Below are 13676 nucleotides of genomic sequence, written 5' to 3' on the forward strand. Positions count from 1 at the left end.
CCGCGGGAGCCCGGGGCGGCTCAGCGGGCGGCGGCCTTGCGGTAGGCGCCGACGGCTGCGGGGACGACCACTGCGAGCAACAGTCCGATGAGCACGAGGGAGAGCGGGATGGGGTACTGGACGGGGAGCGCGCTCTTGCCGGTGCCGGTCGAGGTGTTGCCGAACAGCTCACGGCAGGCGGCCACCACGGCACTCACGGGGTTCCACTCGCACAGCAAGCGCAGCCAGTCCGGCAGGCCGTTCAGCGGGATGAACGCGTTCGAGAGGAAGGTGAGCGGCATGACCAGCATGAACGCGATGGAGTTGACCGCCTCGGCGCTGCGCGCCAGCAGGCCGATGAGCGCGCCGAGCCAGGACATGGCATAACCGAGCAGCAGCAGGATCCCGAATCCGGCGAGGGCTTTCGGCAGGCCGTTGTGCACCCGCCAGCCGATGAGGTACCCGACGACGGCCATCGCGACGCAGGCGATGACCGCGAGTGTCACATCGGACAGGGTGCGTCCGATCAGTACGGCCGACCGGGACATGGGGAGCGAGCGGAAACGGTCGACCACACCGTTGCCGAGGTCTCCGGCGACACCGAGCGCGGTGTTGCCCACGTTGGTGAGCATCATCTGGGTGAAGATGCCGGCCATCAGATACGAGCGGTAGTCGCTGCCCGGCACGGAGATCGCGCTGCCGAACAGGACGCCGAAGACGGCCACGTACGCGACGGGCATCAGCGTCACGCTGAGGAGCTTCTCCGGGATGCGGGCCAGGTGTTTCATGTGCCGGCCGAACAGTGCGGAGACATCGCTGACAAGTTCCATGGCGCCCTCGTCCTACCCTTCCTTGCTGGTGGTACCGCCGGTGAGGGCGAGGAACACATCGTCGAGCGAGGGCCGCCGTACGGCGAATCCGGCGGGGCGCACCTGGGCGGCGTCCAGGGCGGACGCTGCCTCGGCGACTGTTTTGAGCTGGTCCTGCAGGGCTACGGAGACCACGCGTCCGTTCTGTTCGACGGCCGGCTCAGTGGCGGTGACATCCCGCAGTGCGGTGACGGCGGCAGGAATCGCGGCGTCGTCCTGCACGGTCACTTCGAGTCGTTCGCCACCGACCTTGGCCTTGAGCTCGTCGGAGGTGCCGTCGGCGATCACCCGGCCGCCGTCGATCACGGCGATCCGGTCGGCGAGCTGGTCGGCTTCCTCAAGGTATTGGGTGGTCATCAGGACCGTGACGCCGCCGGCGAGCTGCTCGCGGATCATGTCCCACAGGATGAGCCTGCTGGTCGGGTCGAGGCCGGTGGTGGGCTCGTCGAGGAAGAGGACCTTGGGGTCGGCGATGAGGCTGGCGGCCAGGTCGAGCCGTCTTCGGGTACCGCCGGAGTACGTCTTGACCTGCCGCTCGGCGACATGGCCCAGGTCGAGCCGGTCGATCAGGGCGTCGGCGCGGTCCCTCGCAGTGCGGCGGCCCAGACGGAAGAGCACCCCGATGAGCTGGAGGTTCTCCCTGCCAGTGAGTCTTTCGTCGAGTGCCGCGTACTGGCCGCTGAGGCCGATCCGGCGACGCACCTCGCGCGGCTGGATGCGCACGTCGTATCCGGCGACGCGCGCACGGCCCTCATCAGCTTCCAGAAGCGTGGCCAGCACCCGCACCATGGTCGTCTTGCCCGCTCCGTTGGGACCGAGGATGCCGAGGAGCGTTCCGGTGGGGACAGAAAGATCCACACCGCGCAGCGCCTCGTGATCCCCGTATCTCTTTCGAATCCCTTCGGCCTCTATGCCGATTTCCACGAATTCACACCTCACGTACTTGGCATTGCATTCTGCACCCCATGGGACATGGGCGCGCAAAGATGTAACCAATGGCATGCAACCGCATTAGCAAAGAAGTTCGTAACCCCCCCCCGCCGTCTACCACGAAATGCTGATAAGCATTTTCCTCTCCAGCGGCAGCGTCACTACATCAACAGCCACATGCCCCTGTCAAGCGATCACCCGAACGCCAAAGCAACACCCGTCGGTAACTTAACCGTCGACAGCAGAGGAGGCGAAGGCCGGCCACCAGGACCTCACCCGTTTTCACCCTCTTTCACCGCGCCGCTCCCCAGTCCGGGCGGAAAAACCTGTCCATTAATACGTGGGCGCGACACCTATCGTTCCGACTGCGCATTGATTTTATCCACCAAGGAAACATCAAGTAAATTATCGGAACTCTTGCAGGTACTGCTCCGGCGCCGCGTCACTCCTGACACGTGCTCACATACCTTGGGAGGGTACTTATTTGCGACATGAGGACGGTGAACCGGCAATCCAGTCAAGCGGCTGACGGTGCGTTCGGTTGGGCACGCCCCCGGGGGATGCGGGTGTTGGCAACCGGTTTCACGGCGATCTGCTGGGTCTTCTGATCGAGCGTCATCCGATGGACCAGCAGGTCGGCACGTACCTCCAGCGCAAGTTCGAGGTTCATCCAGGGCGGTTCCGCGGCCGTCGCCGTCGGCGACGCCAGGCCGGCGACGACTGCGACGCCGAGACCGACACGCACAGCAGACGCACTCTGCGCAGCATGCGCAGTCCGGTGGTTCCGAGGGGTCTTGTGCCGAGAGACCTGGGAGGGGGACGACGCCGCCCCGCTGCCCTGGGCCGTGTCTGATCGTTGCTGTTGTGGTGGGCCGAGGTGAGGTGGCGGGTGCGGGGTGGAGTCGATCGCGGGGGCCGCCGGCGCCGCCGTGGTGGGCGACCGCGGTGTCCCGCGGGTCCGTCCCTCCCGACGTGCCCGAAGGCAGGGGGATGTCCGGGGCGCAGAGCATCGCGCTCCACGGACCTGCTGGACGCGAGCGGCCCGTGTCTGCCCTCCGTCAGGGGCGCGGCGTCGGTGGCCGCCGACCGAACGCGGCGGTGTCCAGCAGACGCCGCATGGTCAGCGCGATCGGACGCTCGACGAACCGATGCACGAGGTACGACAGGACGACGAGGCCGCCGGCCGTGATGCCGACCAGGAGCAGCGGGTGGAACCGGTCGCCGTAATGGTGCGCGATCGTCATTCCGATCGTGTCGTGCAGCAGGTAGAGCGGAAAGGTCATCGTGCCCGCGACGGTCAGCCCCCGCCATCGGACCCGACGGGTCCAGCCGAGCGCGATGGTGGCGATCAGCAGGAAGAACCCGGTGGCCACCAGGACCAGCCAGCCGCGCCACGGTGACCAGGTGTCCCAGTTGTTGCGGCCGCCGGTGGGTGCCAGGAGGAAGTGCAGAGCCAGCAGCCAGGACATGGCGACGATGCCCCACAGCAGCGGTGTCGGCCGGTACCGGTACATGAGGTAGAAGGCCATGCCCGCGATGAAGTACGGCGCGGACGTGGGGTTCGTCACGAGGGTGAGCAACGGGATGCGGGCGGCCGGCGCGAGCACCGCGGCGACCGTCCACAACCCGCAGAAGAGCACCACCCGCTGGTAGCTGAGGCCCTTCCACACCACGGCCGCGAACGTGAGGTAGAAGCAGAGCTCCGGCCAGAGCGTCCAGTAGACCGGGTCCAGGTTGACCACACCCAGGGGGGCCTGCAACATGGTCAAATTCGCGAGGAGCACCCGCGGGTGAGGGCGCCCGAACGGACTGTCGACGCAGTAGATGACACACGCCGACACCGCGATCGCGATCCAGTACATCGGGTACAGGCGGGTGACGCGCGAGATGAAGAATTCCCGCGGGGTGCGCCCCCACGCGCTCATGCAGATGACAAAGCCGCTGATCAGGAAGAACAGGTCGACACCGAGCCGTCCGAAGGCGAAGTAGCGGTGCAGGTCCGGGAAGGTGTTCTCGTACGGGCGGCCCCAGACGGCCTCCATCGCCCCCGGGGTCTGGCCGACGAAGTGGAAGAGCACCACCGACAGCGCCGCCAGGAACCGCAGCCCGTCCAATGCCGCGAGCCGCTCCTTCCGGACGCCCGCCCCGGCCACCGTCGTCCGGCCCGTGGGCGCCGCCGGCGGCACCGGCATCACTGCCTGCGCGGCCTCTCTCTCGTTGCGCGGTCTTGTGGCCACGTCGGCCGATACCCCGCGGTCCACCTGGGTCATGCGTCTCCCGTTCCACGATGGTCGTTCGCTGACGGGGCCCGGCCCTGGCACACCGGCCACATGCCCGGCGGCGGATGACACCGTTTCCGAACTCTTGTTCCTTCCGCTTCAGGCGGGTGATGGCACCATCCTGGCCCACAGGCCGCCCGTACCCACTGTCAACCGGGAGACACGGGTTCCACCTGGGTGAGAGCCGGCCCGCGCACCTCCTCCAACCGGGTCGCGCCTCACCTGGACGGGCGCTGGTGGGTGTGCGACTGGGCGGAGGTGTTCAAGCCGAGGCGTACGACGGCTGCCGGGTCGCAGGGAGCCGGTCGGGGTGGAGGCTTTCGAGGACGTCGTCGTGGTTGCCGGCGGCGGCCGTACGGACGTGTCGTCGTGGGGCGGAATCCTCGGTGTCGGCGCCTCGACGCGCGGCGTCCGCGGTGTGATCACGGACGGCGCCTGCCGGGACGTGGCGCAGGCGCGCGAGATCGGCTTTCCGGTGTTCGCCCGCGCCCCGGTGCCGGTGACCGCACGGGGGCGGCTGCGGCAGAAGTCGGCCGGCGAGCCGGTGACCGTGCACAACGTCCGGATCCGCCCAGGCGGCCAGGCAGCGCAACTCGGAAGAGCCGTGATCGTGGTGCCGTAGCCACGACGGTCAGTCCAGGTCGGCCTGCCACAGGTCGGGGCCGAAGACCTCGTACTGGATGTCGTGCGGAGCGACCCCGTGCTCGATCAGCCGGCTTCGTACGGCCTGCATGAAGGGCAGCGGCCCGCACAGGTAGTAGAGGGCGTCGCCGGGGATGTCGACGGCGGTCGGGTCCATCAGTCCCTCGAAGACCCCGTCCACCGGTTCGAGGCTGTGCGCGTCCTTTTCGTACCAGACGTACATCCGCGCGTCCCGCAGCGCCAGCACGTCGTTGACCACTTGCCGCCGCAACGGGAAGGACACCTCGTCGAGGTCGGCGTGGAGCACGGTGATCGACAGCCCGGAGTCGGCCGCGACCAGGTGCGACAGCATGCCCGCCATGGGGGAGATCCCGATGCCCGCGCTGGCGAACACCACCGGCCGTCCCGAGTCGTCGAGCACCACGTCGCCGTACGGCAGCGACAGCGTCAGGACGTCGCCCACCCCGACGGAGTCGTGCAGCAGCACCGACATCTCGCCGTCGGGGTCGCCGCCCTCGCCACGCACCCGCTTCACCGAGAACTGGCGGTGCTCGCCGTCGTCTGCACGGGTCAGGCTGTACTGGCGCGGCTGGAGCTTCCCGTCGGGCATCCGCATCCGGACGGTGACGTACTGGCCCGGCAGTGAGGTCTTCACCAGGCGGTCGTCGTTCCGCTTGACCACGAAGGTGACCACATCGCCGGTTTCCTTGATCTTCCGCTCCACCTGCCAGTCCCGCCAGACCGTCTCCGGCCGGACCCCCCGGGCGCTGTAGAGGCCGCGCTCCTGGTTGATCAGGGCGTTGGCCATCAGCCAGTACACCTCGTCCCAGGCCGCGGCGACCTCCTCGGTGACCTCATCGCCCAGGACGTCTCCGATCGCCCACATCAGGTGGTCGTGGACGACCTGGTACTGGTCCGGGCGGATACCGAGCGAGGCGTGCTTGTGGGCGATCCGGCGCAGCAGTTGCTCCGGCACCCGCTCCGGTGTCTCCACCAGGGTCGTGGCGAAGGCGGCCACCGAGCCGGCCAGGGCCTGCTGCTGATGGCCGTGCGCCTGGTTGCCGCGGTTGAACACGCCGTCGAGGAGTTCGGGATGCGCGGAGAACATGTGCCGGTAGAAACGCTGGGCGATCTCACCGATGCGGTCGGCGACCACGGGGAGCGTGGCGGTGATGACGGGACGGGACTTGTCGGAGAGCACGAGTCTTCCCTCCCGAGGGCCGTGGGGACTCCTGGTCCGCCCCAGGTACCCGTCGCCTCCTGTATGACACGGCCGGCCCGGCGGGCCGCCGAACGCTCCTGCCGTCCCCGTGCACCGGCGGTCCGACCAGGTGATCGTCACAGGTTGCGGATCCGTTCCTGGCCGCGATCGCTGCCCGGACCTGCTGGGCGGGACCGTCGCCCGCGAGGCAGGCCTCTCCCGGTCCTGGCTCTGCGACCAACCGGACCTGAGAGCCCAAAACGCCGGCGCATCCATGAACGCGCTCTCGGCGACCGGGGCAGTGCCGCACACGCGCGCTGATGCGCCCGCCGGGTTCACGAGATGCCGCACCTGTGCGGCGCGGCCATCCTGGTCATCCAGGCCCGGCCCGGCCGTCAGGAGTGTTGGGCGGGAGGGAAAGGTGATGACAATGGAGCTGTTCCCGCCGATCCCGCTCTCCGAGTGGCGCGACACCAAGGAGACACTCCATCGCTTCGCGCAGATCGTCGGGAAGGTCCGTCTCGCCGCCAGCGCCCGGCGCAATCACTGGTGGAACGTCCCGTTCCACCTCACGGGACGCGGCACCACCACTCGCCCGATGGGACAGGTCGACGGCAACCCGATCTTCACGATGGACTTCGACTTCGTCGCACACCGGCTGGTTGTTTCGACCCTGGACGGCCGGGAGATCTCCCTCCCGCTCATCGGCCGGTCCGTGGCGTCCTTCCACGACGCGGTCATGGGCTCGCTGGCCGCGCTGGGCGTCCGGGTGCGGCTCGACGTACCCAGGCCCTTCGACCTGCCCGACTCCGACCGGCCGTTCGCCGAGGACACCGAGCACGCGACCTACGATCCCTCGCAGGCCAACCGCTACTGGCGGGTCCTCAGCCAGGTGGCGTCGGTACTGGAGGAGTTCGCCGCAGGGTATTCGGGGAAGGTGAGCCCGGTGCACCACTTCTGGCACACCTTCGACATCGCCCACACCCGGTTCTCCGAGCGTCACATCGAGCAGCCCGAGCAGATCGACCCGGTCACCCGGGAGGCGTACTCCCGGGAGGTGATCAGCTTCGGCTTCTGGTTCGGGGACGACACCTTCCCCGAACCCGCGTTCTACTCCTACACCGCTCCGGAGCCCGCGCACCTGGCCGAGGAGCCGCTCAGGCCCGCGGCGGCACACTGGGTTGCCCGGGGCAACGGCCACCTGGCCGTACTGCGGTACGACGAGGTCCGCACCGAGGCCGACCCGCGTGCCGCCGTGCTCGCCTTCTACGAAAGCGCCTACCGGGCCGGTGCCCGACGCGCCGGATGGCAGATCGAACCACTGGCATGCCCTGGCGGAGTGACGGACCCGCAACTGCGGTTCCACCGGCCCCGTCCCGCTTCCGGCTGAGGCCAGGCAGCAGCCGCGAACCGCACGTCGGCACGGCCACCCGGCCACTGCCGCCTCCGGCGTCCCCGCCGCGAGGGCCCTCGTCGCGGGCCGGTGGACCACCTCGGCCCGGGGCTCCCCTGCCCGGGTCCGTCGCCCCGGAGTCATCCGGCTCCAGGTGCCCGCGGTGCGCGCCCGGGCTAAGCTCCCCCTATGCCTCGTCCATCTCATCGGGGCGTTTTCCGGCCCGAGCGGGCCCGGGGTCCTTCGTCGGCAGACGGGGATCGCCGCGTGCGGAGTGCGACCACGGCGGCGTACCGGATGCGCGCGCCGACCACACTGGTGACCGCGGCAGCGCTGGCGTTCGCCCTGTGCGGCCGCGGCGGCAACGACGTCACGCCGCGGGCCGGGGCCACGAAGCAGGTGCCGACGGCGAGCGGCGCGGCGGCCGGGTTCGCCCGGAGCCCCAGCAGGTCCGTCGACTGCCGCAAGGAGAAGTGCGTAGCGCTCACCTTCGACGACTCGCCGAGCGTCCGCACCCCGCGGATCCTGGACATCCTGCGCCGGTACCGCGTACACGCCACGTTCTTCACGCTGGGCAAGAACCACGTCGTGAGAGACCCGGGAACGGTCAGGCGGATGGCCGCGGAAGGCCACGAGGTGGAGACCCTCACCTGGTCCCACCGGATCCTCACCGAGATCAGCCCGGCCGACGCGCGCAAGGAGATCACCCAGGGCCGTGATGCGGTGGCAAAGGTCATCGGCCGCCGGCCGGTCCTGCTGCGCCCGCCGCAGGGCCGTACGAGCGCGGCCGTCACCGCGATCTGCCGGCAGCTCGGCATGGCGCAGGTCCTGTGGAGCGCCAGCGCGTTCGACTACCGGACCACCGACCCGGCGCTGATCACCAGCCGGATCCTGGCTCGGACCGGCCCCGGCGGGATCATCCTGCTGCACGACCGGGTGGACCCCACCAACCGCGGTTACAACGGTACGGTCGCCGCGATTCCCGGCATCGTCTCCGCCCTCAAGGCCCGCGGCTACACCTTCGTCACCGTCACCCAGCTCCTCGCCCCGGCCGAGCCCCAGCCAGGTGAGGTGTACGAGTGACCGGTCGCCGCCCCGGCGCGGGTTCGGGCAAGCCCGGTCAAGCTTGCTTGCCGGCTTCCCCCCATGTGGTCGGCAGTCTCTGGGAGTTCGACGACCACTCGAGGCCCGGGCCCTGCCCCGTGCGGGGTAGTGCACCGCCGATTCGGAGCCGGGGCGTCGCGGGATGACCATGTGGGGGGCGCCGGGACGGTCTGACCAGGGTCGATTTGATTTAGGTATGAGGTGATACCTATACTGGCGAGCATGTCCGCAAGCAGCGCGCCCGAACAGCGCATCGACCGCGTGGCCTCCGAGCTCGCGGCATGCCTGCCCGCGCTGCACCGGGCCCTGGAGCGGCGGGTCGCCACGGGTTATCCCCACCCCAAGCCGCCCGAGGGGCAGCTCGCGCTACTGCGGTTCGTCGCACAGCGCGAGGGAGCCACGGTCCGCGAGGCGGCCGAGGCTCTGCTGATGAAGCCCAACAATGTCAGCGCCCTGGTCTCCCAGCTCACGGAGCGGGGAGAACTGGAGCGTCGGCAGGACGGCGCCGACAAGCGGATCGCCCACCTTCACCTCACGGAGTCCTCGCGGCAGCGGATCGCCGAGGTGCGTGCTCTCGAGGAGAGCTACCTCGGCCAGGCGATCCTGTCCCTCACCGACGGAGAGCTGGACGCGCTCGGTTCCGCCGTCGGGGCGCTCAAAGCGCTGACGCGCCACCTCCACACCGCGGCCTGCTGACAGCAGGGTCACGGGCTCGCGCATGTTCCCGCGGTGAGGCGCCCGCCTCCCGCTTTCTCCTTTCCCGCATTCTCCTTTCCTGCCTTCGAGGACAGTCCTTTCGGGGCGGTTCTCGTCGTTCCCGGCCCCAAGTGTCCCGCCATGCCCCTTCGTCGGCCGACGAGGACGACCGGGCCGACTGTGGCAGTGCGGCCACTCTTCGTGTATTTCGTTCGTCCCCTCTGAGAAAGAAACGGCTCTCTCCATGGCGTCCACTTCCGTGGATATCTCCGCCCCGGCCACGGCTGCTTCCGCGCAGCCGAAGCCCGCAGGCCGCCGGGGCAACCCCTGGCTCGCCCTGATCGCAGTGTCGTTCGGCCTGCTCATGGTGCAGCTCGACGGCTCCGTCGTCGCCATCGCCAACCCGGCGATCGGCAAGGACCTCCATGCCAGTACCGCGGAACTGCAGTGGGTCACCAACTCCTACCTGCTCGCGCTCGCCGCCTCGATGATCCTCGGCGGCAAGCTCGGTGACCGGTTCGGCCGGCGTTTCCACTACCTTGTCGGCGTCGGCGGATTCGTCGTCACCTCGGTCGCCATCGGCCTGTCCGGCAGCATCGAGGGCGTCATCGCCTTCCGTGCCCTGCAGGGCCTGTGCGGCGGCATCCTGATGCCCAACACCCTGGGCATCCTGCGCGCTGTCTTCCCCCCGAAGAAGTTCGCGCTCGCGGTGGGCATCTGGGGTATGGTCTCGGCCGTCTCGACCTCGCTGGGCCCGATCGTCGGCGGCCTGCTCGTCGAGCACGTCAACTGGGCGGCGGTCTTCTACCTGAACGCGCCGATCGGCGTCGTCGCGCTGCTGTTCAGCATGGCGGTTCTCGCTGAGTCCAAGAACTCCACCGGCCACCACCGCTTCGACGTCGCCGGTGTCGTCCTGCTCGCCGCGGGTCTGCTCGCGCTCGTCTTCGGCATCGTCAAGGGCGAGACCTGGGGCTGGACCTCCGCCGGAACCCTCGGCTCCATCGCCCTCGGCCTGGCTCTCCTGGCCTTCTTCGGCTGGTACGAGACCCGGCAGGAACACCCGCTGCTGCCGATGCGCCTGTTCCGCAACCGGTCGCTGACCACCGGTGCGGTCATGACCCTGCTGAACTTCTTCGTGATGCTCGGCGGCATCTTCTTCATCATGCTGTACCTGCAGAACGTGCGCGGCTACACGCCGGTCGAGGCCGGTATCAGCACGCTGCCGATGTCGATCGCCTCCCTGTTCGCCTCTCCGATCGGCTCCCAGCTGACCGCTCGCTTCGGCCCGCGCGTCACGATTCCGCTGGGTCTGGTCCTGTCGGCCGCCGCCATGTTCTCCATGCTCACCTGGACCGTCGACTCCTCCTACGCGACCATGTGGCCGCCGTACATCGCGATGGGCCTCGGCGTCGGCATCGTGCTGCCCGCCACCGCCGCCGCGATCATCGGCAACGCGCCGGTCAAGGACGGCGGTGTGGCCTCCGGCCTGCAGTCCACCATGTTGCAGATCGGCGGCGCTCTCGGTACCTCCGTGCTGGTCACCGTGATCGCCGGCAAGGTCGGTTCTTCGCTGTTCGGTGAGCTCACCGGCGCGGGCGTCCCCCCTGCCACGGCCCACGGTCTCGAGAAGGCCGAGGACGCCGTCGCGATGGGCATCGCCCCGGTCTCCTCCGACATGCCGGCGCAGATCAAGGCCGCGGTCGTCGAGGGCAGTGGCCAGGCGTTCGTCAACGGTCTGCACTCCGCCGTCACCGTGACCGGAATCCTGTGCCTGATCGGTGCCGTGGCCGCCGTGATCGGCATCAAGAGCCGTGCCGAGGAGGCGAAGAACGGCGCGGACGACGTGCCGGTCGCCGCCGTGCACTGAGCGACGGCACACACGCGAGGCAGCGGCGCCGCCGGGACCACGTCCGGCCCCGGCGGCGCCGCTTTCACATGTCCGCCCGGGCTCACGCCGCTGTGCTCGGATTCCATATGACTTGACTTTCATTCACACCCCCCACCCGCTCACCAACCAGCACCCCCTGAGCGTCACCGGCAGAGCCTGCTCTCCTTTGTGACAGCGCTCCACAAAGCAGCCGGCGCCATTGAGGCGGATCTTCGCCAGAAACATGAACGGCATGCATAAGACAGCATGTAAAACATTCACTTGTCGAATGTGAGGCTGGCCACTTCACTGATGGCATGACCACTCCACCCACCTCCGACATCGACCTCTTCGCCGACGAGGTAGTGCTCGACCCCTACCCCGTTTACGCCGACCTGCGGGAGCAGGGCTCCGTCGTCCACCTCCGGAAGAACGATGTCTACGCGCTGACGCGGTACGACGCCATCCGTGGCGCACTCGCGGACTGGGAGTCGTTCTCCTCGACCTCGATCGCGTTCAACCCGATGGCCAACGAGGCACTCACCGGCACCTCGCTCGCGTCCGATCCGCCGACGCACACCCAACTGCGCGCCACGCTCACCGAAAATCTCTCGCCGCGTGCGCTGCGTGGTCTGAAGGGCCGGATCGAGGCGAAGGCGGACGCTCTCGTCGCAGAGCTCGTCGAGAGGGGCTCCTTCGAGGCGATCGACGCCCTCGCTCGGGCATTCCCGCTGGAGGTCGTCGCGGACCTGATCGGCTTCACGGGTCACGTGCGCGACAACATGTTGCGCTGGGGCCAGGCCGCCATGCAGGTCCTCGGTCCCATGAACCAGCGCACGGCCGAGAACTTCCCGATCGCCGGCGAACTCTACGGCTGGTGCTCCCAGGTCAGGGCCACCGACCTGGCCGAAGGATCCGTGGGCCGCGGCATCTTCGACGCCGAGGCACGTGGCGCCATCCCGCCGGACACGGCCGGCCACATCATCCACCAGTACCTCGGTGCCGGCGTCGACACCACCATGGCGGCGATCGGCAACATCGTCGCCCTCTTCGGCTCGCACCCCGACCAGCTCGAACTGGTCCGCAACGACCCGTCGCTGGTACCGGCGGCATTCAACGAGGTGCTGCGCTTCTGGGCTCCCGTCCACGCCTGGGGCCGGCGCGCCACCAAGGACGTCGACGTCGACGGGGTCGTCATCCCCGCGGGTGCGCAGATCGCGATCCTGTTCGGCGCCGGCAACCGCGACCCCCGGCACTACGAGAACCCGGACGCCTTCCTCGTCGAGCGCAATCCGATCGACCATCTCTCGTTCGGCTACGGCCCTCACGGCTGCGCGGGCCAAGGACTCGCCCGCCTGGAGGCCCACGCTGTGATCGAAGCGCTTTCCCGGCGTGTCGAGCGTCTCGTCGTCGGACCCGAGGTCCGTGTTCCCGGCAACACCACCCGGAGCATCGAGAAGCTCCCCGTCCTGGAGGTGATTCCCGCTTGACTTCCTCCCCCGCCTAAAGGCGGGGGATTCCAGCGGTCGCCCGCTGGGCTTCCTGCTTCGCCGACGACCGCCCCGTCCGGGAGGACTCCCGTTGAGGTCTTACACCGTCTCCACAGGCGGATGCCGCCAGCCCGGCGGCCAGGATGTTGCGTGCCGCGTTCACGTCGCGGTCGTGCACGGTGCCGCACTCGCACGTCCACTCCCGGACGTTCAGCGGCAGCTTCTCGCGGACCGTGCCGCAGTCCCCGCACAGCTTCGAGCTGGGGAACCAGCGGTCGATCACCACGAGTTCACGCCCGTACCAGGCGCACTTGTACTCCAGCATGATGCGGAGGTCCGTCCAGGCCGCGTCCGAGATGGCGCGCGCGAGCCTGCCGTTCCTCAGCAGGTTGCGGACGGTGAGGTCCTCGATCACGACCGTTTGGTTCTCACGGACGAGACGAGTCGAGAGTTTGTGGAGAAAGTCCCGGCGGCGGTCGGTGATCCGCGCGTGGATACGGGCCACGCGGCGGCGGGCCTTGGCCCGGTTCGCGGAGCCCTTCGCCTTCCGCGACAGTTCCCGTTGCGCCTTCGCCAGGCGGTCACGGTCGCGGCGCTCGTGCCGGGGGTTGACGATCTTCTCCCCGGTCGACAGGGTCACCAGGGACGTGATGCCCGCGTCGATACCGACCGCGTTCGTCGTGGCCGGAGCCGACGCGATGGTGTCCTCACACAGCAGGGACACGAACCAGCGCCCCGCAGCATCGCGGGACACCGTCACCGTCGTGGGCTCTGCGCCCTCGGGCAGCGGACGCGACCAGCGGATGTCCAGCGGCCCGGCCATCTTCGCCAGCGTCAGGTGGCCGTCGCGCCACTTGAAAGCCGAGCGGGTGTACTCCGCCGATGCACGGGACTTCTTCCGGCTCTTGAAACGCGGGTACTTGGCGCGCTTGGCGAAGAAGTTGGCGAACGCCGTCTGCAGATGCCGGAGCGCCTGCTGGAGCGGGACGGAGGACACCTCGGCCAGGAAGGCCAGTTCCTCGGTCTTCTTCCACTGCGTCAGCGCGGCGGAGGACTGCACGTAGGAGATGCGGCGCTGCTCGCCGTACCAGGCGCGGGTGCGCTCCTGAAGCGCCTTGTTGTACACGAGGCGGACGCAGCCGAACGTGCGGGACAGCTCCGCTGCCTGCTCGTCCGTGGGGTAGAAGCGGTACTTGAACGCCCGCTTGACCTGCTGCGCCATTCCT

The 13676-nt window shown here is 68.9% G+C and carries 12 protein-coding genes; 6 read left to right on the plus strand and 6 right to left on the minus strand.

What is annotated here, in order from left to right; translation table 11 throughout:
- Positions 1–20: 20 nt before the first annotated feature.
- The 4 genes from ACX25U_RS00285 to ACX25U_RS00300 all read right to left on the minus strand — a co-directional run bounded on the left by ACX25U_RS00285 (position 21) and on the right by ACX25U_RS00300 (position 4048).
- Entirely contained in the window at positions 21–809 is a 789-nt protein-coding gene (locus ACX25U_RS00285) for an ABC transporter permease (RefSeq protein ID WP_454387901.1), read from the minus strand.
- A 12-nt stretch (positions 810–821) separates the two neighbouring features.
- Positions 822–1772: an ATP-binding cassette domain-containing protein gene (locus ACX25U_RS00290; protein WP_454387903.1), complete on the minus strand. Its 951-nt coding sequence runs from the start codon at positions 1770–1772 to the stop codon at positions 822–824.
- 523 nt (positions 1773–2295) lie between these two features.
- On the minus strand, positions 2296–2448 hold the full coding sequence (locus ACX25U_RS00295; protein WP_454387905.1) for a hypothetical protein: 153 nt from the start codon (positions 2446–2448) through the stop codon (positions 2296–2298).
- 388 nt (positions 2449–2836) lie between these two features.
- A complete protein-coding gene (locus ACX25U_RS00300; protein ID WP_454387907.1) occupies positions 2837–4048 on the minus strand; it encodes an acyltransferase family protein in 1212 nt (403 codons plus the stop codon).
- Between the two features lie 319 nt (positions 4049–4367).
- On the opposite strand from ACX25U_RS00300, the gene ACX25U_RS00305 reads away from it, so the two are divergent.
- Positions 4368–4679, plus strand: coding sequence for an RraA family protein (locus ACX25U_RS00305; protein ID WP_454387909.1), 312 nt, complete (start codon positions 4368–4370; stop codon positions 4677–4679).
- A 9-nt stretch (positions 4680–4688) separates the two neighbouring features.
- On the opposite strand, the gene ACX25U_RS00310 is transcribed toward ACX25U_RS00305, so the two are convergent.
- Positions 4689–5900 carry a globin domain-containing protein gene (locus ACX25U_RS00310; protein WP_454387911.1) on the minus strand — a complete coding sequence of 404 codons (1212 nt, stop codon included), beginning with the start codon at positions 5898–5900 and terminating at the stop codon, positions 4689–4691.
- A gap of 430 nt (positions 5901–6330) precedes the next feature.
- On the opposite strand from ACX25U_RS00310, the gene ACX25U_RS00315 reads away from it, so the two are divergent.
- The 5 genes from ACX25U_RS00315 to ACX25U_RS00335 all read left to right on the plus strand — a co-directional run bounded on the left by ACX25U_RS00315 (position 6331) and on the right by ACX25U_RS00335 (position 12450).
- Entirely contained in the window at positions 6331–7290 is a 960-nt protein-coding gene (locus tag ACX25U_RS00315) for a DUF5996 family protein (RefSeq protein ID WP_454394742.1), read from the plus strand.
- 270 nt (positions 7291–7560) lie between these two features.
- A complete protein-coding gene (locus ACX25U_RS00320) occupies positions 7561–8376 on the plus strand; it encodes a polysaccharide deacetylase family protein (RefSeq protein ID WP_454387913.1) in 816 nt (271 codons plus the stop codon).
- A 243-nt stretch (positions 8377–8619) separates the two neighbouring features.
- Positions 8620–9093 carry a MarR family winged helix-turn-helix transcriptional regulator gene (locus ACX25U_RS00325; RefSeq protein WP_454387915.1) on the plus strand — a complete coding sequence of 158 codons (474 nt, stop codon included), beginning with the start codon at positions 8620–8622 and terminating at the stop codon, positions 9091–9093.
- A gap of 244 nt (positions 9094–9337) precedes the next feature.
- Complete coding sequence (locus ACX25U_RS00330) at positions 9338–10960, plus strand: MFS transporter (RefSeq protein ID WP_454387917.1); 1623 nt, start codon at positions 9338–9340, stop codon at positions 10958–10960.
- 317 nt (positions 10961–11277) lie between these two features.
- Entirely contained in the window at positions 11278–12450 is a 1173-nt protein-coding gene (locus tag ACX25U_RS00335) for a cytochrome P450 (RefSeq protein WP_454387919.1), read from the plus strand.
- A gap of 13 nt (positions 12451–12463) precedes the next feature.
- Here ACX25U_RS00335 and ACX25U_RS00340 read toward each other — a convergent pair whose 3' ends face one another.
- Positions 12464–13672, minus strand: coding sequence for an RNA-guided endonuclease InsQ/TnpB family protein (locus tag ACX25U_RS00340; protein ID WP_454387920.1), 1209 nt, complete (start codon positions 13670–13672; stop codon positions 12464–12466).
- Positions 13673–13676 lie beyond the last annotated feature (4 nt).

Source organism: Streptomyces sp. JNUCC 63, assembly GCF_054366325.1.

Excerpts from the sequence above, each read along its gene's own strand:
- ACX25U_RS00330 (WP_454387917.1), top strand. The coding sequence starts at position 9,338 with ATGGCGTCCACTTCCGTGGATATCTCCGCCCCGGCCACGGCTGCTTCC.
- ACX25U_RS00340 (WP_454387920.1), bottom strand. The coding sequence starts at position 13,672 with ATGGCGCAGCAGGTCAAGCGGGCGTTCAAGTACCGCTTCTACCCCACG.
- ACX25U_RS00325 (WP_454387915.1), top strand. The coding sequence starts at position 8,620 with ATGTCCGCAAGCAGCGCGCCCGAACAGCGCATCGACCGCGTGGCCTCC.
- ACX25U_RS00335 (WP_454387919.1), top strand. The coding sequence starts at position 11,278 with ATGACCACTCCACCCACCTCCGACATCGACCTCTTCGCCGACGAGGTA.
- ACX25U_RS00295 (WP_454387905.1), bottom strand. The coding sequence starts at position 2,448 with ATGAACCTCGAACTTGCGCTGGAGGTACGTGCCGACCTGCTGGTCCAT.
- ACX25U_RS00285 (WP_454387901.1), bottom strand. The coding sequence starts at position 809 with ATGGAACTTGTCAGCGATGTCTCCGCACTGTTCGGCCGGCACATGAAA.
- ACX25U_RS00300 (WP_454387907.1), bottom strand. The coding sequence starts at position 4,048 with ATGACCCAGGTGGACCGCGGGGTATCGGCCGACGTGGCCACAAGACCG.
- ACX25U_RS00315 (WP_454394742.1), top strand. The coding sequence starts at position 6,331 with ATGGAGCTGTTCCCGCCGATCCCGCTCTCCGAGTGGCGCGACACCAAG.